The organism is Flavobacterium sp. GCM10022190 (assembly GCF_042656445.1).
GTDB lineage: Bacteria > Bacteroidota > Bacteroidia > Flavobacteriales > Flavobacteriaceae > Flavobacterium > Flavobacterium nitratireducens.
Genome location: NZ_JBHSOQ010000001.1, coordinates 90,776 through 110,298 on the forward strand (window position 1 = coordinate 90,776; position 19,523 = coordinate 110,298).

Sequence of the window (19,523 nt, forward strand, 5' to 3'; positions counted from 1 at the left end):
TGTGTTTTTTGCGTTAATAATTTGTCCATATAAAAAAACCTGTTCAAACTAAAGAACAGGTTTTAAAAATGAAATGAATATTATTTTTCTAAGAAGCAATTTCTAGACGCTTCAATAAATTTTTGTTCAAGGTTTCTTTGGCGTAATCTACGTCGATTTCCAAAATTTTATCCTCAGAACTTGGTAATTCGTACATCGCATCGGTTAAAATAGCCTCACAAAGCGAACGCAATCCACGAGCTCCTAATTTGTATTCCAATGCCTTATCCACAATAAAATCCAAGGCTTCATCTGTAATCGAAAACTCAACTTCATCCATTAAAAACAACTTTTCATATTGCTTGATTAAGGCGTTTTTAGGTTGTGTTAAAATAGAACGCAAAGTGGCTCTATCTAATGGATCCATGTGCGTTAAAACCGGCAAACGACCTATGATTTCAGGAATCAACCCAAAATCTTTAATGTCTTTTGGAATAATGTATTGCAACAGATTTTCTTTGTCGATATTATCTTCATTTTTTGAAGTTGAATACCCCACAGCCTGACGGTTCAATCGTTTCGAAATAATTCTTTCGATACCATCAAAAGCACCACCTGCAATAAACAAGATATTTTGGGTATTTACTTCTACAAATTTTTGATCCGGGTGTTTACGACCTCCTTTAGGCGGAACATTCACCACAGTTCCTTCTAATAATTTCAACAAAGCCTGTTGCACTCCTTCACCCGATACATCACGCGTAATGGATGGATTATCACTCTTACGAGCAATTTTATCAATTTCGTCAATAAAAACGATTCCACGTTCGGCTTTTGCTACATCATAATCAGCTGCTTGTAAAAGACGTGTCAAAATAGTTTCTACATCTTCCCCTACATAACCCGCTTCGGTAAGCACTGTAGCATCAACTATAGCCAACGGAACATCTAACATTTTTGCAATAGTTTTTGCTACCAATGTTTTTCCTGTACCTGTTTGTCCCACCATGATGATGTTACTTTTTTCAATCTCAACCTCATCGTCTAATTGTTGTTGCATTAAACGCTTATAGTGATTATACACCGCCACCGACATTACTTTCTTGGTTTGATCTTGTCCTATCACATATTGATCTAAGAAAGCTCTAATTTCTTTTGGCTTTTGCAAAATCAAATCACCAACTAATTTTGAACTTCCGCTTGATTTCAATTCTTCCAGAACAATTCCGTGAGCCTGTTCGATACATCTATCGCAAATATGCGCATTAATACCAGCAATCAATAAATTGGTTTCTGGTTTTTTTCTTCCACAAAACGAACACTCTAATACTACTTTTGCCATCTTTTTAAGTTAGAAGTCAGAAGTTAGAAGTCAGAAGTTTCTATTCGTACCTCTAACTTCTAACCTCTAACTTTTTTATTTTTCTCTAATTAAAACTTCATCAATCATTCCGTACTGTTTTGCTTCTTCAGCAATCATCCAGTAATCACGCTCGCTATCTGCATATACTTTATCAAATGTTTGTCCTGAATGATGAGAGATAATACGATACAACTCATCTTTCAATTTCAACATTTCACGTAAGTTGATTTCCATATCCGAAGCAACTCCTTGAGCACCTCCTGAAGGCTGGTGAATCATTACTCTTGAATGCGGCAAAGCCGAACGTTTACCTGCTGCTCCAGCACATAATAATACCGCTCCCATAGAAGCTGCCATTCCTGTACAAATAGTTGCTACATCAGGTCTAATGTATTGCATCGTGTCATAAATCCCTAAACCAGCATAGACACTTCCACCAGGAGAATTTAAATAAATTTGGATATCCTTAGAAGCATCCGCACTTTCTAAGAATAATAATTGTGCTTGAACAATATTTGCAATTTGGTCGTCAATCCCTGTTCCTAAAAAGATAATTCTATCCATCATCAAACGAGAGAAAACGTCTAATTGCGAAATATTTAATTGGCGTTCTTCAATAATATAAGGAGTCATGTTTGTTGGTGTCATTGCATTTACGATTTTATCGTAATACATAGCATTTACTCCTTGGTGCTTTGTAGCAAACTTTTTAAATTCCTTACCGTAGTTCATATTAATTTTTTCTAAGTTTAATGTTATACCCAGTTTTATTGTACTTAACAAAGGTTATACCTCTTTGTAAACAATGCCATTCTGTCTTGTTTTCGCTCTTAAACTTCTTAAAACAAAAGAGCGTCAAAAGAAACTTCTGACGCTCAAATATAACTATTTTTTTAACTATTGGCTAATGCCTACAGCTATTCAAGAAATTATTTATTCTCCGTAAGAAGCAGCAATAAATTCTTCGTAAGTCACTTCTTTAGTTGTTGGATTTGCTTTCTCTTTGAACAATTCCAATAATTTTTCTGCAACTACTTGATCAGAAAGTCTTTTCACCTCATCTTGGTTTGATAAAACTCTAGCTACAATTCCATCTACTTCTTCATCAGTTGGATTTGTTTGACCAAATTGCGCCATTTGGATTCTGATATTTTTAGCTGTAAATGCTTTTAAATCTTCAAAAGTAATTTTGATATCGTTTTGAGCCAAAGCTTTTCCTTCGATTAATTGGAAACGCAATCCTTTTTCAGAACGAGCGTACTCAACTTCAGCTTCTTCAGCAGTCATTTTTTTCTCTCCTACGGTTTGCAACCATTTTTTCAAGAATTCAGCAGGCAAATCGAATTTTGTGTTTTCGATTAAAAACTCGGTTACATCTCCTAATAATTTTTGGTCCGCTTGTTGCGCAAATTGAGACTCAGCATCTTCTTTGATTTTCGCTTTCAACTCATCTAAAGAAGCTACTTTTCCTTCTCCGAATAATTTATCGAACAACTCTTGATTTAATTCAGCCGGTTCAGAAACAGTGATAGCTTCGATTGTAAAGTCAACATCAACAGCTAAAGTATGAACCACATCATGACTTACTTTTAAATAATCCATTAATTGGTGATCATCTTCAAATAAACCTTGAGTGTTTACAGTTACCACATCACCAACTTTTTTACCGATGAATTTATCAGCAGTCGCTTTGTCTTTGAAAACTGATAATGAAATAGTAGTTGTATTACCAATTCCTTCTGCTTCGTTAGAAAAAATTCCTTTTAAATCAGCACCTTCAACTACAGCGTCTTGTGGAATTGCGTTACCAAATTGTTTTTGAATACGCTCTACTTGTCCATCGATTAACTTATCGTCAGCAGTAACCACATATTTTACGATATCATTTTTAGCATCTAAATCTAATTCGAAGTTTGGCACTAAACCAATTTCATATTCGAATACTAATTCTTCAGCATCCCAATCTAAATTTTCATTTGCTTTAAGAAGTGGAGTTCCTAAAAGATTCAATCTTTCTGATTGAATGTAACGCTCAAGAGCTAAATCAACTACCTTTTTAACTTCTTCTTTCTTGATTGCTTTACCATATTGTTTTTCAACTAAGTCTTTAGGTACTTGTCCTTTTCTAAAACCTTTAACTTGTGCCAATGGCATTTTTTCGTTGATTCTTTTAGCTACTTGCCCTTTGTAATCCATGTGAACCACAGTCATTACAATGGTTTCGTTTACAGCATCTATCGCTACTCTTTTAATATCCATCTTCTTCTTTAATTTACGTAATAAAATTGGACGGCAAAATTATAAATTTTTTAGTCGTCATCCAAGCTTTTTTTCCCTAAGCTTTGGGATTGAATTTCAAGGACTTTAAGCTTCAAAATTAGAATATCTGGTTTTGTTTCGAAATCAATTCAAAAACTAATTTTTATTTCAACGGTAATCAAAATATTTTCAAATTTCAAAAAACCAAAATAATCCGTAACAAATAGTATGGAAATACCAACTCATTTCTAATCAGAAAAAAAACAAAACAGCGCCTTTAATCAACAATCATACCTTTTTAAACACTTGAAACCGTTTTAACATTTGTACACTTATTTTGAAAATATTTCTTGCATTTACACAGCAATATTTATAATTTTAGTCCTGAAAAGGCGTTGAAATACCAATCAATGCAACCCTTTATCCAAAAAACAATTAACCAAGATGAAAATACCATACATCCCGAAAAATGAAAAAGAAAGACTTAATGAACTACATTCTTATAAAATAATTGGGGCATTAGAACATGACGATTACGACTTTTTAACAAAAATGGCTGCCGAAATTTGTGGTACCAAAATTTCATTAATAAGTCTGGTGACTGAGGACAAGCAATGGTTTTTATCACATCATGGTATAAAAGAAAGGGAAACACCTAAAGAATTAGCTTTTTGTGCTCATGCAATTAATGAACCAGAGGACGTTTTTATAATTGAAGACAGCACAAAGGATGAGCGTTTTTATGACAATCCATTGGTAACCGGGCATCCTAGGGTAATATTCTATGCTGGAATTCCTCTAGTTAATGATAATGGTTATCCCTTAGGAACGCTGTGTGTAATAGACGATAAACCTAAAAAAATCTCTGACAAAAAAATAGATTACCTAAAATTACTAGCGAATCAAGTAATTAAACTTCTTGAGCTTAGAAAAAAATCCCTATTGTTAAAAGAACAAAATGAGGAATTGAATAAAATAAACCTTTTATTCAATGAAAGCCAGAGAATAAACAATATTGGCGCTTGGAAACTGGATGTAATTAGCGGAGATATTTTTTGGACCGATGAAGTTTACCACATTCATGAAGTACCAAACGATTTCACATTTGACAAGAAAACAGCTATTGAGTTTTATCATCCTGAAGACAGACAAATTATCATAAATGCATTAGAGAAAACGATTAACACCCAAGAAGATTTTGACGTTCAATGTCGTTTTATCACAGCAAACAATAATCTGAAGTGGGTTCGCTCTTCAGGTAAAGCATTAGTAGAAAACGGAAAAACAATAAAAGTTTTTGGTACTTTCCAAGATATCACCAAGAAAAAAGAATCGGAACAAAAATACCAAGGTATCTTTAACTCTACTTTTTCATTTATTGGACTTTTAGACAAAAATGGCGTTTTAATTGAGGCTAATGACACCGCTATTAAAACGGCCGGAATACAATCAAAGGATGTGATTGGAAAGCTATTTTGGGATTGTTATTGGTGGCAGATTTCTAAAGAAACTCAAAACGAATTAAAAGAAAATTTCAAAAAAGCGCTACAAGGAGAAGAAATATCATATGAAGTAAGCATTTGGATTGCAAATCATATCCCAATGACAATTCTTTTTAGTATGCGACCTGTTTTTGATGAATACAATAAAGTAAAATTTATTGTTCCTGAAGGCCGTCCTATTCAAGAAATTGTAGACGATCGTTTCCGTTACAAAGCCGTTTTAGAAGGAACTAATGTAGGGACATGGGAATGGAATGTTCAAACTGGCGAAACCGTATTTAATGAACGATGGGCTGAAATTGTGGGTTACACACTGGAAGAATTAGCACCTATCAATATCGACACATGGATAAAATTGGCACACCCTGAGGATTTAGAAGAATCAGGACGAAGATTAAATTTATGTTTTGAAGGAAAAGCCGAATTTTATGAACTAGAAGCCCGCATGAAACATAAAGACGGTAGTTGGGTTTGGGTTCATGATAGAGGAAAAGTTTTCAGTTGGACTGAAGATGGAAAACCTCTCATGATGTACGGAACTCATAAAGACATAACAGAGCGAAAAATAAAAGAAGAAAAGCTACGCATCAACGAAGAAGCCTTTAGAGGCAACTTTGAGCAAGCTGCTATTGGAATGGCTTTACTAGATGAAAAAGGAAAATGGCTTAAAGTAAATAAAAAACTTTGTGAAATTTTAGGTTATACAGAAGAGGAACTAAAAGCTCTTACTTTTCAAGACATCACACATCCCGAAGATTTAGAAACTGATTTAAGTTTACTAGAAGAATTGATTTTAGGCAAACGTGATGGCTATACTATGGAAAAACGATATTTTAACAAAAAAGGAGATATTGTATATATCATTCTTGGAGTTTCAATGGTAAAAGATTCCTATAGTAACATCTTATATTTCATTTCTCAAATAGTAGATATAACCGCTCAAAAAACATTCGAAATTCAGCTAGCAAAAACCATAGCTTACAACCAAGCTTTAATGGATGCTAGCACTCAAGTAGCAATTATAGGTACTGACATCAACGGTATCATAACGACTTTCAACGAAGGAGCAGAACAAATGTTAAGCTATAAAGCCGATGAATTAATTCATAAAGAGACACCTCAACTTATTCATGTTGCAGATGAAGTAGAAAATGTAGCCCAAAAACACTGGGAAGAAACTGGTGAAAAAATTACTGGATTTGATGTTTTCGTTCATCGAGCAAAAAAAGGAAAAGCCGAAACACGTGAATGGACTTACATAAGAAAAGATGGGACTGCATTTCCTGTTCTACTTTCGGTTACAGCAATTAAACAAAAAGACACTATTACAGGTTTTTTAGGAATTGCAACCGATATTACCCAAATGAAGCAAGTAGAAAAAGAAACACTAGCTTTACTTGCAATTGCTGAATCACAAAATGAAAGATTAAAAAACTTTGCTTATATCGTTTCGCATAACTTACGTTCTCATTCTGGTGGAATTAGCACACTAATTGAATTAATAGAAAGTAATTTTACTGAATTTAGCCAAAGCGAATTTTTTGATTATCTAAAAAAATCATCGGTTAATCTTTCTGAAACTATCAAACATTTAACGGATGTTGTTCAAATTAATTTATCTACAAAAGAAAAATTAGAACTTATTGATTTAAAAACAGTTATTGAAAATAATATTAGTAGTTTAGTAGCTCAAGCCAAAAAGGAAAAAATTACAATAATAAACGAAGTTGAAAATAACACTCCTGTAAAAGGTATCCCTGCTTATTTAGATAGTATCGTAATGAATTTTATTACTAATGCTATCAAATACAGTTCAAAAGAAAGAGAGAGTTATTTGAAAATTGAAACCGAAAAAACCAACAACCATGTCATCCTAAAATTTACGGATAATGGCTTAGGTATTGATTTACGAAAACATGGAGATAAGCTTTTTGGAATGTATAAAACCTTTCACAACCATAGCGACTCTAGAGGAATAGGTTTATTTATTACCAAAAACCAAATTGAATCCATGAATGGTAAAATTGAAGTAGAAAGCGAAGTTAATATTGGTACAACATTTAAGATATATCTAGAAAATGAAAAAATTTGATCTTTTGTGCATTATAGAAGACGATCCTACACATTTGTTTATTACTAAAAAAATGGTTGAAATGTCCGGACTTGTAGAAAACATTATGGTCTACAAAAATGGTAAAGAAGCCTATGATAAATTAAAAGCTATTTTTCTAAACAGTGAAACACTGCCAGAAATTATCTTACTGGATTTAAATATGCCCATTTGGGATGGATGGCAATTTTTAGACGAATTCACTAAAATTCCAATTAAGACTAAAATTATTGTTTATATACTAACCAGTTCAAATAGTGAGGACGATAAAAAAAGAGCCGAAACATACAATTTAAATGATAATTATCTAGTAAAACCAATAACACTTAAAGAAATCAAAACAATTCTGGATGAAATTACCCGAGAATAAGCCAAGAATTTCGTTAACTCTTTTACCACAGCCGAATACGCTCCGAAACTTTTACCTCACCTTGTTGTTTTGCAATAACATTTTGACCAAAGAGTACCTTATTTCCTTTTTTTCTATAGGTTGATAAGGTAGAAAGGGGGTCTTTACCTGAAAAATTACCCCTTTGTGCATCTACAGTAGTCATTATACAACGTCCGCAAGGCTTTACTCCATGAAATACAAGATTCCCAATACGGAATTCTTTCCATTGTTCTTCCTCATAAGCTTCCCCTCCCGAAAACACAAAATTGGGTCGGAAACGCTCCATTCCCACTTTTTCCTGCAACCTCGTATTCAAATCATCTAATGATGCCTGACCAATAATTAAAAACGGAAAACCATCCGAAAAAGAAGTAATATCATCAGGGGCCACAGCATAATCTGGATCTACTTTACGCAGACTCTCATCAGGCATAAACACTAATCTAACATTAAACCCAAGAATTTCCGAGAACCAAAACGAAACCTGCTCACTAACCTCAATAGCGCTCACACTATCTTCCCAAACCTGTACCTCTATTGGTTGTTTTTCATTCTTTTGCGAAAGCGAAAAAGACACACTCCCTTTAGTTGCATCTTTATGAGAAATTTGCATAAAATCCCCATCAATTTTAGGCTGAAACAACACTAGTTGAGGGTATTTTCTTTGAGTGACAAAAACACCCTTTTCATCCACTAACATCCATCTTCGGTCGTATTCTAAACCTCTTTGAGTAACTCTAGATTTTTCTAATCGAATCCCAGCCAAAGATTTTACGGGATAAATCCAAATTTCTGAAAGTTGTAACATGGTCCTAATTTTTTATCAAAAATACAAACAATGACTTTAGTAATTCAAATTCAAACCAAAACCAATTCCCATATCACTATCATAATGTGTGGTTAGCCCCAAATTTTTAGCAATGATGTATTTTAATCCTGCCATATATTCTTTATCGGTGTTGACCATAAAAGCCATTCGCAATCGTTTTGATAAGGGTATATCCTCACGCATTAATTGAAAACGAAGATTCCCATCATGATACACCTCAGCTTGAGCGATTACTAGCAAAGGTAAAGTATAACTAAGCCCTAAACTTACTTGCAATCTTTTATCCTTAGTATTCGTTTGACCAAAGAGGTTTTTTTCCATTTCACCATGCACTAATTTTCTATATCGGGCATCAAAACCTATAAAAGGCATCAACCATTGATTTCTTCCTATGTACCTCCCAATGTGCGTTTCAGATTCATAACCATGATGATTCATATATCCTAGTCTCCATTCTGTTCCAAAACTCCATCTGGTATTTTGCAACATTGCCATACCATCATTCCCATTAGTTGCAAAATCATTTTCGGCCATGAAATGAAAACTATTACTTTCGGCTTGTAATTTCTTATAAGCAGCTTCTTTATTAGGCAAAAGTGGATTTTCCGGCGAATTTTCATAACTCAAAACACGATTCATCCCTGCCATCATATGATACAAAATATGACAATGAAAAAACCAATCCCCATCTGTATTAGCAGCAAATTCTATCACATCGGTCTCCATAGGCATGATGTCCAGCACATTTTTTAATGGCGAATAATCCCCTTGACCATTCAACACTCTAAAATCATGACCGTGCAAATGCATGGGATGACGCATCATCGAATTGTTATACAAAGTAATACGAACAATTTCTCCTTTTTTAATCAAGATTTTATCCGTTTCCGAAAGCACCTTATTGTCCATACTCCATACATAACGATTCATGTTTCCGGTTAATTCAAATTTTAATTCGCGTACCGGTGCATCGGCTGGAAGTGTAGTTTTTGTGGGTGATTTTAACATCGAATAATTCAATGTAACCAATTTTGCACTTTTAGAATTCATACTATGTCCTGCATGATCTTTATGCGACGAAGCAGCTGATAATTCCGGATACATTACTGAATTCATATCCATTTGCTGAAAGCTCATATTCATCCCCATATCATCCATAGTTCCGTCCATATTCATCATTTCGTTCATCATTTTCATGCCTTCAAAATACTTCAGTTTAGGCATAGGCGTAGCTTCTTTTCGGGTTCCTTCACCAATATAAATCGAAGTCGATTTGGTCCTATCTTCTGGTGTAGCCAAAAAGGCATACGAAGTATTTTTTTCAGGAATAGTGACAATCACATCATAGGTTTCAGAAACACCTATGATTAGTCGGTCAACTTCAACGGGTTCGACATCGTTACCATCATTAGCCACAACAGTCATTTTACCGCCTGCATAAGTCAACCAAAAATAAGAGGAAGCGCCTGCATTAGAAATTCGTAATCGCACCTTTTCTCCTGCTTTAAATTGCGACAACTGACTTTCGTTTTGTCCATTAATTAGAAATTTATCATAATACACATCACTTACATCCATGGCTAACATGCGTTTCCATTCGTTAGTCAATTTGGTTTTAAAATGTCCTTGTTTGATTGCTTCGGCATAACTTTGAGTTGTCCCTTTTTTTATAGCAAACCAATCCGAAGCATTATGCAACATTCGATGCACATTATTCGGATTATAATTCGTCCATTCGCTTAAAATTATAGGCACTTGTGGAATATCGTCTATTCCTTTTCTAAATGTTGGATCTTCGGGTTTCTTCTTCAAAATCATAGCCCCATACATCCCTATTTGCTCCTGCATTCCTGAATGGCTGTGGTACCAATGTGTTCCGTTTTGAATAATTGGAAAACTATATTTATGAGTTGTACCTGGTTCAATTGGCATCTGAGTTAAAAAAGGAACTCCGTCTTCTTTGTTTGGGACAAATAAACCATGCCAGTGCAAAGAGGTACTTTCTTTTAATTTATTATGAACATAAATTTCGGCAGTATCACCTTCGGTAAATGTTAATGTTGGCATAGGAATTTGGCCGTTTACCGCAATAGCACGTTTGGGTTTATCACCAATTGTAACTAGGGTATCACGAACATACAAATCATAACGAACCTTTTTCGAAATAGTCTTTGGCAATTCCGGCAGCACTTCTTTTACTTCTTCTTTAACAAAAGGAACCATTTCTATTACTGGCTCTTTAGGAGTTACAACTGCTGTCTTTGGAACAACTACGGCAGGTTTTTTAGGAATTGGCACTACCGAAGTTGTTTTTTTAATTACTTCTTTTTTTGTTTTTTTCTCTTTTGCTTTTGTCAAATTCATGCCGCATTTTGGGCATTTACCAGGTTTGGCTTCATGGATTTCTGGATGCATCACACAAGTATAATAAAAATCTTGTGTAGCCTTTTTATCCTGCGCTTTTACCATTACTGATAAAGTCAAAAAGCACAATAAGAATAGTATTTTTTTCATCATTTTTAAATTTTAAATGTTCGTAATCTTAGGGCATTAGAAATTACGGAAACCGAACTCAAACTCATTGCTAAAGCAGCAATCATAGGTGATAATAAAATTCCGAAAACAGGATATAAAACTCCCGCTGCAACTGGAATTCCGATTACATTATAGAAAAAGGCAAAAAACAAATTCTGATGAATATTTTTCATCACCGCGTGACTTAATTCTTTTGCTTTTACTATACCTTGCAAATCGCCTTTAACCAAAGTAATCTTGGCACTTTCTATGGCCACATCCGTTCCGGTTCCCATAGCAATTCCTACATCCGATTGAGCCAAAGCAGGCGCATCATTAATTCCATCACCAGCCATTGCAACAATCTTCCCTTCGGATTGTAATTTTTTAATTACTTTCAATTTATCTTCCGGCAAGCACCCAGCCTGAAACGAACTTAATTGCAATTCGTCTGCCACTGCCTGAGCTGTATTATGGTTGTCTCCAGTAAGCATTATTACTTCGACTCCTTTTCGCATCAATTCTTTAACTGCCGAGGCGCTATTGATTTTTATAGCGTCTTTAATGGTCACAAATCCCAAAACCTTTTGATCAATTGCAATATAAGAAACCGTTTTTCCCAATTTTTGCTCAGCAATTACTTGTTTTTCCATTTCAGGAGAAATAGACGCATTAATTTGATCTATAAGTTTAGCATTCCCTAAAGCGACTTGTTTCGCTGCTACAATTCCTACCACTCCTTTACCGGTAATTGCTTCAAAATTTTCGGTATTTAAAAGAGTAATTTTTTTCGCTTTCGCAAATTGGACTACGGCCTGCGCCAAAGGATGCTCACTGTATTGATTGACAGAAGCAATGTTTTGTAACAATTCCTCCTCTTGTCCATTTGAAGCTACAATTTTTTCAACCGAAGGCTTCCCCTCTGTAAGCGTACCTGTTTTATCGGTAATCAAAACATTAACCTTATTCATGTTTTCCAAGGCTTCGGCATTTTTAATCAAAACACCCAATTGAGCCCCTTTTCCCACTCCCACCATTACTGACATGGGCGTAGCTAAACCTAAAGCACATGGACAGGCAATAATCAAGACCGCTACAGCATTGATGAATCCATACACCAACGCATTTTCGGCAGGCCCCCATTGTACCCAAGCAAAAAATGTTAGTATTGCTACCACAACTACAATGGGCACAAAATATTTGGAAATAGTATCGGCTAATTTTTGAATTGGCGCTCTAGATCGACTAGCATCATTAACCATTTGTACAATTTGCGAAAGCAAGGTTTCGGCACCTACCTTTTCGGCCATCATCAAAAAACTTTTGTTCCCGTTAATTGTTCCTGCAACAACAGCATCCTCTTTCTTTTTATCTACTGGAATAGGCTCACCCGTAATCATAGACTCGTCAATGGTACTTTCTCCTTCGATTATTTTTCCATCAACCGGAATTTTATCCCCTGGTTTCACTCGTAACAAATCACCTTTTTTAATCGCGTCAATGGCAATTATTTTTTCAATACCATTTTCAACTAAAACTGCTTCAGTGGGTGCTAATTTTAGCAACTCTTTTATCGCTCCACTAGTCCTACTGTGTGCCCTAGCTTCCAACAATTGCCCCAGTAATACCAAAGTTAAAATAACGGTAGTCGCCTCAAAATACAAATGAACCGTTCCTTCGGCGGTTTTGAATTCTGCTGGAAATACATCGGGAAAAAACAAGCCAACCAAACTAAATAAAAATGCAACACCAGCACCAATACCTATAAGTGTAAACATATTGAGATTCCAGGTTACCAACGATTTCCAAGCACGTTTAAAAAACATCCAAGTAGCATAAAAGACTACAGGAATTGATAATCCAAACTGAACCCAATTCCATATTTTCATATCCAATAAATGCATCAAAGGATTGTGTGGAATCATCTCCGACATCGAAATAATGAAAATAGGAACTGTAAAAAGTACCGCTATTTTCATTTTATGAACCAAGTCTAAATAACTTTTATTTTCTTCGTTTTCTACTGGCTTCATTGGCACCAAATCCATTCCGCAAATAGGACAAGAACCTGGTTCGTTTTGAACCACTTCTGGATGCATCGGGCAAGTATATTGGACTTTAGTTATTTCTAATTCGGGTGCTTTTACTAAATCCATTCCGCATACAGGGCAATCTCCAGCTTTGTCGTACATCTTATCGCCTTCGCAAAACATAGGGCAATAATATTTACCTGCTACAATTTTAGGATTGCTTTTCTGTTCATGGTTATAGGCGTGAGCGACACTACAACAAGTTTTTTTTGCTACCACTTCTTCATGAACCGAATCCTTTGTAGATGTAGTTTCCATTTCTATGGTATATTTCCCAACAGCTGATAAAGCTTTTTGCAATTCATTCGTAGGTACATGTTTCTCCATCGTTATGGTTGCCTGAGGAGGAAGCAAAGTTACCTGAGCTTCAATCCCTGAAATAGTATTCAAGGTTTTCTCCACTTTGGTTCTGCAACCGTCACATGACATTCCTGATATTTTATAAGTATGTTTCATCGTTATTATTATTAAAAAGTACTTATACAAATTTCCGAATCTCGTATGCCTTAACAGTTGCACAATCATGGAAAAGATTTACATTATTTATAAATCGTCAATTTGTTTTCTCTTTTTTTCTTTCAACTGTTTGAACTGAGTAGGTGTGATACCCGTTGTCTTTTTAAATTGATTACTCAAATGAGCAACACTACTATAGTTTAATTGAAACGCAATTTCGCTCAAACTAAGTTCGTTATAAATCAACAATTCTTTGACTCTTTCTATTTTTTGAGCAATAAAATAATGTTCAATAGTGATGCCTTCTGTCTCAGAAAATAAATTACTCAAAGCACTATAATCTTGGTTTAAATCATCCGAAAGATAACTTGACAAATTAATTTTAGGCTGTTCATTTTGATGATGAACTAAATCGATAATACGATTTTTAATTCGCTCAATAGTCTTACTTATTTTATCGTCTAATAATTCAAAACCTAGAGCTTTCAGTTTTTCCGACAATTGTTTTTTTTCAATATCCTCCAAAGTTTTAGAAAGTTCGACTTCGCCTAATTTAATAGAAAGTACCGAAATTTTAATTTCATCAAAAAGAGTTCTCACTGCCATTTCGCAACGAGCGCAAACCATATTCTTAATGTAAATTTTCATTTAAAAAAAGGATTTAACTAGCATTTTTGAACAAAAAAATCCTAACTTAAAATGAGTTAGGATTTTAATAGTTTCATAAGCCAATGAATAATTACGTGAAATTATTTGATTTCTTTAATCATCCCTCCACATTCCAGCATTTCGGAACCAAAATAAGGATTTTTAATTTCTTTCATCTCACTAATCCAATATCCGCTTTTTCCTTCGTTATACATTGGACAATAATCTTGGTACAAATGTTTCGTTGTGCCAAAATTAGCTATCAAAGTCGATATATCTTTACTTAAAGCTGCAAAGTAGGCTCTTTGTTGATCGATATCACTCTTGTTTTTAGCGATTAATTCAGCTTGTTTTTTTGCGTCATCAGTACTACTGCTAAATTTAGCCAATAATTTGGAATCGATTTTAGAAGTATTAGTAGCAGAAACGGCTTTAATGAAATCATTGGCAGCTGTTGCAGCCTCTTCCGAATTATCATTTGCCAAAGCATTTTTAACTTTCAAATAACCATTAACAATAGCTTCAGTAGAAACAGTCGATTTTACTGCCTCAGTAACTTCTGGAATATCTACTTTGGTATCTTCAACAATTTCTGTTGATTTTGCTTCAAGTTCCATACCGCATTCACTACACACATCTCCTGCTTTTCCTGTGATTTCTGGATGCATCGGACAACTATATTGAGACTCAGTATTTGCAACTTCTTGCCCTTCTGACGCTTTTACTTCTTTATTTTTCGAATTACAACTAAGCATTACCAATGCTAATACGAATGTGGAAAGGATTATTTTTTTCATCTTATTGATTTAAATTCAACTAATTATCTTATATAAACAATGCTACTGCATTAGTGTTTATGCTCTTCGTGGTTTTCTTTTTTTTCAGATTTATCAGTCTCTGTACTTGTTGCAGCTTCTCTGTCGTATTGACAACATTTACTTAGCTTATTGTATTGCTCCTCAGTTGCTTTAAACTTTTCGCTATCATATCCTGCATTTGCAATACGTTTTAAAATAGCATCTTGATTTGTTTTCGTCGAATCATAACTAATTTTGGCTATTTTAGTTTTGGTATCCCATACTACAGCTGATTCTTTGTTTACATTCGCTGCTTTTTCTATATTTTTCTTGCACATCCCACAGTTACCAGAAATTTTTACTTCTGCTGTTTTTTCATTTTTAATTTGTGCTTTTAGACTCACTGATGACAACAATACTAGTACTGCTGCGATCATTATTTTGTTTAATGATTTCATGATTGTATTTTTTTAAAATTGTGAAAATGTCAACCGAGTAACAATAGTTCAAAGCCTATTATACTATCGGATTAACGGTAAAATAAATAATTTTGGAAAGCAAAAATTGCTTTTAATTTGATACACCTTTGGCTATCAAGAAAAGTTCAACCTATTTTTGGAATCACCCATAAGCTAGTATAACCATCCGAGGGAACAGACAATACTTGCGAAAAATTTTGTTTGATTTTTACAATATTGAATAATGGTCTATATAAATCATATTGTACAGACACCGAAATTCCAGAGCCTAAAGAAGAAACGCTACACATAGCTTGTCCGCATTTACCTGTACACCCCTTATTTGAAGATTTTGATTGTTTTTTACAACAATCGTGTTTCTTAGATTTTGTAGCGATTTCCATCTTACAAGAATGTCCTTTAGAGGCCAATCCACAAGCATAAGTAGTGCTTGGCATCATTAAGAAGCCGAGCAACATTAGCAATATAAAGTAGATTTTGTTCATCATAAAACGATTACATACACAAATTTAAACAATATATCCTTTAATGTCGAATAGCATTACTTTTTTATGATTTATTTAGAACTTCTAAAGCTTACTTTTTACCTAAAAACAAATTCACTAAGGATTGAGAAACAGATAAAATAATACTAAACAACAAAGCTGTAAAGAAATTATCTACATCAAAACCGCCTACAATTTTATCGCATATAATAATAATCAACCCATTGATGATTAATAAAAATAGTCCAAGTGTAAAAAAAGTAATTGGTAAAGTAAATAGAACCAAAATAGGCTTTATAAAAATATTAAGCAAACCTAAAACGATAGCAACCAAAAGTGAAGTTGTAAAACTGTCTACATGTACCCCATGCATAAAATGAGAGATAAGCAAAACTAATATAGATGTAGTTAGGATTCGAACGAGTGTTTTCATTTACTTAATATTTAAAATTCAAAAATACTACTATTTTAACAATGTCAATTTGTTTGAATAAGAAATTTTATCTAACGTTGAGAAACTCCCTCGGTAGTCATACTAACGCGTTTGATGGATCCATCATTATTATATTGTAAATTATCAATACAAACCGAACGACTGTAACTACCGCCATTAGTTTGAATTGCGCCATTGTGATAAATAAAATACGATTGTCCTTTAAAATCTAGTATTGCTTGATGATTCGTATTTGAATTTCCTGCAATTTCATTCAAAATCCCTTTAAACTCATAGGGTCCCTCAATATTTTTAGACATTGCGTAGGCTATTTTTTCGGGAAACCCAGTAGCATAACTCAAATAATAATAACCATTATGCTTATGAATCCATGGTGCCTCAGTAAATTGTAATCCTTCAAAATCGATTTTCTTAATTGGCCCATCAATTTCAATCATATTCGCTTTCAACTTCACATAATAACACACTCCATTACCCCAAAACAACCAAGCTTGTCCATCATCATCAATAAAAACAGCAGGATCAATACAAGTCCATGAATGTGTAGAAGCAAAACAATCAGCATTGGTTAGAAGTGGTTTTCCAATGGCATCTTTATAAGGTCCTTGCGGCTTGTCGGCAACGGCAACCCCTATTCCTGAACCATTAGTACTGATATACCAATAGTACTTACCGTTTCTCTTTATGGCTTGACCAGCGTATGCATCATTTGTTTTATCCCACTTAAAATCTTCAATTTTTAAAGGAATTGGATACTCTGTCCAATTTTTTAAATCGGTGGTTGAAAATACCAACCAATCTTTCAACTTATATCCTTTTTGACCGCCTTCAAAATCATGTCCTGTAAATAACCAAAGCGTATCTTTTTCCACAAAAGCAGCAGGATCAGCCGTGAATTTATGCTTGATTATTGGATTCCCTTCCGATTTAAACCGATAAGTTCCGTCTTTAGCAGTTAATAAGCTTTGAGGTACTCCACCCCATTTTTCATTTAATAGTTGTGCTTCTTCTTTTGTAATACTCACAACACTACCATGTCTTGGAAAGAAATCTTTGGTAAACGATTCCGTTTTATCTGTAAATTGATATAAATCTTTAGATCGTTGAAATTCATAACGTCCACTCGAATACAAATCATACATTAAAATATAATCATCGCTATCATTCAATTTAAATACAGAAGAACCTTCAACACCAGTTTTTTTATCTGCATAATAATCCAAATACTCAAAACTTTCCTTCCAAGGTCCTAACAATTTTTTGCTCGTTGCCTGTTTAATTCCGTTTTTAATTTCTTTACCGTTTTCATCCTTGGTATTTCCTTTGTAAAACATATGATAAACACCGTCTTTGTATATGATGTCTCCATCAATGGCGCCATCTTTAGGACTGAATAGTAATTTTGGTTCGGCTTCAAAGGCCGTAAAATCTTTATTAGCATATGCGCAATAAAAATCTAATTTTTCATTGTATCTAAAACGAACCGTGAAATACACCAAATACTTTTTAGCCTTTGTATCATAAAAAGTTTGTGGTGCCCATACCCATTTAATATCTTTAAATTTCTTTGGATACAATTTCTCTAAATCAATTACGGATGATTTCCAATCTAAAAGATTTTTAGAATGCATCAAAACAATTCCCGGATTGTAATCCCATCCATTTTTTACGGTATACATATCTGTGGCAACAATGTAAAAACTATTGCCATCGGCACCTCTTAAAATATGAGGGTCACGAATTCCTCCTGTATTTGAAATATCTTTAGAAGCGATTATCGGTTCATTATTATTCAAAGCTTTCCAATTAACTGCATCATCACTCACGGCAAAACGAAGCTGTTCTTGTTTTTCAGCAGGTCCTTTACCCTCGAAATAAGCAAAAAGATATCCCTTATAATCTTTCTTTTGCGCACTTATGTTTATAACAAATAACAAACTACACAATACTATCTTTAAGAATAACTTCATGACTATTTGGTGTTTTTTGGAGTAAAATTCATTCCCCAATGTTTAGCCAAACGTTCCGCTTCCTTTTTAGTTAAATGAATAACCGAACCATGCTTTTGAACCGAAAAATTAGTACGTTTCATTACCCCTTCGTCAAAATGTCCAAGATTAGTAAACGTTTTAAAATCAACAGTTTCTGCAAATCCGAAATTATGCGGATTGACACTAAAAATATCGTACATCAACACCCATTTATTATCACTTAAACGTTTGAAAACATTAGGCGCTTCACATGATTTTTTCTCAAAATCAATTTGTTCTGGTTGGTACCCATAACCTGAATTGACCTTGTCTGAAAAAGCAATTTTAATTCCACCCGGATTTTCCTGTGCCACATACATCATACAAAATCTTCCGTCAGGCAATTTAGTAATATCAGCATCTAAAATTTGTTTACTGCTATCTGGATATTCAAATAAAATTTCAGGAGTAGATTCTAAAGCGGTAAAATCTTTATTCATATAAGCATAATACAACTTGGTCTTCCCTTTGCCTTTTCGCATCGTAAAATAAATCATGATTTTGTCTTTGGCTTCGTCAAAAATCAATTCAGGAGCCCAAACACAACCTACGTTCCACTCCGGATACATCTTGTCAATATCTAAAATTGAATGTGTCCAATGAATCAAATCTTTTGATTTCATCAAAACCAAATCGCGGTTATTTCCCCAGTCATATTTATCTCCAGGACGTTCCCATTCGGTATCTCGATAACCTTTTTGTTTTCCATAAATATGCAAATCAGTCATTGCCATATAAAAATAACCATCATTGCCACGCATGATATAAGGATCACGAATTCCTTTTTGCTCTGCAATAGTATCACCTGCAATAACTGGTTTTCCATTATTCACATCGGTAAACGTATAACTATCATTACTTAATGCAAAATACAAACTGTGGGTATCATCTTTAAAATATACCATTAAATAAGCACTCAACTTTTCTTTTAACGATTTCTGTGTGGAGTCTTTAGTCGTTTTGCAGGCAGAAAATAGCAATACAGAGAGTAACAATAAAACAAGTTGCTTGTTTAATTTATTTTTTTGAAATGAAAAAAGATGTGGTTTCATATTATTTTAGTTGGTTTGTATGTTTTTAATGCAAACAACAAACATAAGTGTTTTTTATACATTTATCAAAATTCAAACAAAAAAA

General features: G+C 34.0%; 15 protein-coding genes. 2 read left to right on the top strand and 13 right to left on the bottom strand.

All coding sequences use genetic code 11. The features are described from left to right. Window positions 1–88: 88 nt before the first annotated feature. The 3 genes from clpX to ACFPTQ_RS00470 all read right to left on the bottom strand — a co-directional run bounded on the left by clpX (window position 89) and on the right by ACFPTQ_RS00470 (window position 3,601). Window positions 89–1,321, bottom strand: coding sequence for an ATP-dependent Clp protease ATP-binding subunit ClpX (gene clpX / locus ACFPTQ_RS00460; protein WP_379772492.1), 1,233 nt, complete (start codon window positions 1,319–1,321; stop codon window positions 89–91). 75 nt (window positions 1,322–1,396) lie between these two features. Beyond that, window positions 1,397–2,074 carry an ATP-dependent Clp endopeptidase proteolytic subunit ClpP gene (clpP, locus tag ACFPTQ_RS00465; protein WP_278034852.1) on the bottom strand — a complete coding sequence of 226 codons (678 nt, stop codon included), beginning with the start codon at window positions 2,072–2,074 and terminating at the stop codon, window positions 1,397–1,399. Between the two features lie 201 nt (window positions 2,075–2,275). After that, a complete protein-coding gene (locus ACFPTQ_RS00470; RefSeq protein ID WP_379772496.1) occupies window positions 2,276–3,601 on the bottom strand; it encodes a trigger factor in 1,326 nt (441 codons plus the stop codon). A 444-nt stretch (window positions 3,602–4,045) separates the two neighbouring features. Between ACFPTQ_RS00470 and ACFPTQ_RS00475 the strand changes: the two genes are divergently transcribed. Together ACFPTQ_RS00475 and ACFPTQ_RS00480 are read left to right on the top strand one after the other, a co-directional pair. Further along, a complete protein-coding gene (locus ACFPTQ_RS00475; RefSeq protein WP_379772498.1) occupies window positions 4,046–7,195 on the top strand; it encodes a PAS domain S-box protein in 3,150 nt (1,049 codons plus the stop codon). Further along, the gene (locus tag ACFPTQ_RS00480) at window positions 7,182–7,583 is read left to right on the top strand and encodes a response regulator (RefSeq protein WP_379772501.1); all 402 of its coding nucleotides are present in this window, start codon (window positions 7,182–7,184) and stop codon (window positions 7,581–7,583) included. The genes ACFPTQ_RS00475 and ACFPTQ_RS00480 overlap by 14 nt, the downstream gene beginning before the upstream one ends. Before the next feature lie 22 nt (window positions 7,584–7,605). Here the strand turns inward: ACFPTQ_RS00480 and ACFPTQ_RS00485 are convergent, their stop codons facing one another. The 10 genes from ACFPTQ_RS00485 to ACFPTQ_RS00530 form a co-directional block, all read right to left on the bottom strand. Further along, window positions 7,606–8,412 carry an MOSC domain-containing protein gene (locus ACFPTQ_RS00485; protein WP_379772504.1) on the bottom strand — a complete coding sequence of 269 codons (807 nt, stop codon included), beginning with the start codon at window positions 8,410–8,412 and terminating at the stop codon, window positions 7,606–7,608. A gap of 36 nt (window positions 8,413–8,448) precedes the next feature. Beyond that, window positions 8,449–10,947 (bottom strand): multicopper oxidase domain-containing protein, encoded by a 2,499-nt coding sequence (locus tag ACFPTQ_RS00490; protein ID WP_379772506.1) that lies wholly within the window; start codon window positions 10,945–10,947, stop codon window positions 8,449–8,451. Window positions 10,948–10,952: 5 nt separating this feature from the next. Beyond that, a complete protein-coding gene (locus tag ACFPTQ_RS00495) occupies window positions 10,953–13,493 on the bottom strand; it encodes a heavy metal translocating P-type ATPase (protein WP_379772509.1) in 2,541 nt (846 codons plus the stop codon). 87 nt (window positions 13,494–13,580) lie between these two features. Next, the gene (locus ACFPTQ_RS00500) at window positions 13,581–14,141 is read right to left on the bottom strand and encodes a helix-turn-helix domain-containing protein (protein WP_379772511.1); all 561 of its coding nucleotides are present in this window, start codon (window positions 14,139–14,141) and stop codon (window positions 13,581–13,583) included. A gap of 101 nt (window positions 14,142–14,242) precedes the next feature. After that, window positions 14,243–14,938: a DUF3347 domain-containing protein gene (locus ACFPTQ_RS00505; RefSeq protein WP_379772514.1), complete on the bottom strand. Its 696-nt coding sequence runs from the start codon at window positions 14,936–14,938 to the stop codon at window positions 14,243–14,245. Window positions 14,939–14,988: 50 nt separating this feature from the next. After that, entirely contained in the window at window positions 14,989–15,396 is a 408-nt protein-coding gene (locus tag ACFPTQ_RS00510; RefSeq protein ID WP_379772516.1) for a heavy-metal-associated domain-containing protein, read from the bottom strand. A gap of 146 nt (window positions 15,397–15,542) precedes the next feature. Beyond that, window positions 15,543–15,875 (bottom strand): hypothetical protein, encoded by a 333-nt coding sequence (locus ACFPTQ_RS00515; RefSeq protein WP_379772519.1) that lies wholly within the window; start codon window positions 15,873–15,875, stop codon window positions 15,543–15,545. A gap of 118 nt (window positions 15,876–15,993) precedes the next feature. Further along, window positions 15,994–16,335, bottom strand: coding sequence for a phage holin family protein (locus tag ACFPTQ_RS00520; protein ID WP_379772521.1), 342 nt, complete (start codon window positions 16,333–16,335; stop codon window positions 15,994–15,996). Window positions 16,336–16,406: 71 nt separating this feature from the next. Continuing rightward, window positions 16,407–18,326: a family 43 glycosylhydrolase gene (locus ACFPTQ_RS00525; RefSeq protein ID WP_379772523.1), complete on the bottom strand. Its 1,920-nt coding sequence runs from the start codon at window positions 18,324–18,326 to the stop codon at window positions 16,407–16,409. Between the two features lie 2 nt (window positions 18,327–18,328). Beyond that, a complete protein-coding gene (locus ACFPTQ_RS00530) occupies window positions 18,329–19,438 on the bottom strand; it encodes a glycoside hydrolase family 43 protein (protein ID WP_379772526.1) in 1,110 nt (369 codons plus the stop codon). Window positions 19,439–19,523 lie beyond the last annotated feature (85 nt).

What these genes read in the sequence shown, in the direction of transcription:
- ACFPTQ_RS00485 (WP_379772504.1), bottom strand. Translation starts at nt 8,412, where the DNA reads ATGTTACAACTTTCAGAAATTTGGATTTATCCCGTAAAATCTTTGGCT.
- ACFPTQ_RS00470 (WP_379772496.1), bottom strand. Translation starts at nt 3,601, where the DNA reads ATGGATATTAAAAGAGTAGCGATAGATGCTGTAAACGAAACCATTGTA.
- ACFPTQ_RS00480 (WP_379772501.1), top strand. Translation starts at nt 7,182, where the DNA reads ATGAAAAAATTTGATCTTTTGTGCATTATAGAAGACGATCCTACACAT.
- ACFPTQ_RS00490 (WP_379772506.1), bottom strand. Translation starts at nt 10,947, where the DNA reads ATGAAAAAAATACTATTCTTATTGTGCTTTTTGACTTTATCAGTAATG.
- ACFPTQ_RS00520 (WP_379772521.1), bottom strand. Translation starts at nt 16,335, where the DNA reads ATGAAAACACTCGTTCGAATCCTAACTACATCTATATTAGTTTTGCTT.
- ACFPTQ_RS00530 (WP_379772526.1), bottom strand. Translation starts at nt 19,438, where the DNA reads ATGAAACCACATCTTTTTTCATTTCAAAAAAATAAATTAAACAAGCAA.
- ACFPTQ_RS00515 (WP_379772519.1), bottom strand. Translation starts at nt 15,875, where the DNA reads ATGTTGCTCGGCTTCTTAATGATGCCAAGCACTACTTATGCTTGTGGA.
- ACFPTQ_RS00495 (WP_379772509.1), bottom strand. Translation starts at nt 13,493, where the DNA reads ATGAAACATACTTATAAAATATCAGGAATGTCATGTGACGGTTGCAGA.
- ACFPTQ_RS00510 (WP_379772516.1), bottom strand. Translation starts at nt 15,396, where the DNA reads ATGAAATCATTAAACAAAATAATGATCGCAGCAGTACTAGTATTGTTG.
- ACFPTQ_RS00525 (WP_379772523.1), bottom strand. Translation starts at nt 18,326, where the DNA reads ATGAAGTTATTCTTAAAGATAGTATTGTGTAGTTTGTTATTTGTTATA.
- ACFPTQ_RS00475 (WP_379772498.1), top strand. Translation starts at nt 4,046, where the DNA reads ATGAAAATACCATACATCCCGAAAAATGAAAAAGAAAGACTTAATGAA.
- clpP (WP_278034852.1), bottom strand. Translation starts at nt 2,074, where the DNA reads ATGAACTACGGTAAGGAATTTAAAAAGTTTGCTACAAAGCACCAAGGA.
- ACFPTQ_RS00505 (WP_379772514.1), bottom strand. Translation starts at nt 14,938, where the DNA reads ATGAAAAAAATAATCCTTTCCACATTCGTATTAGCATTGGTAATGCTT.
- ACFPTQ_RS00500 (WP_379772511.1), bottom strand. Translation starts at nt 14,141, where the DNA reads ATGAAAATTTACATTAAGAATATGGTTTGCGCTCGTTGCGAAATGGCA.
- clpX (WP_379772492.1), bottom strand. Translation starts at nt 1,321, where the DNA reads ATGGCAAAAGTAGTATTAGAGTGTTCGTTTTGTGGAAGAAAAAAACCA.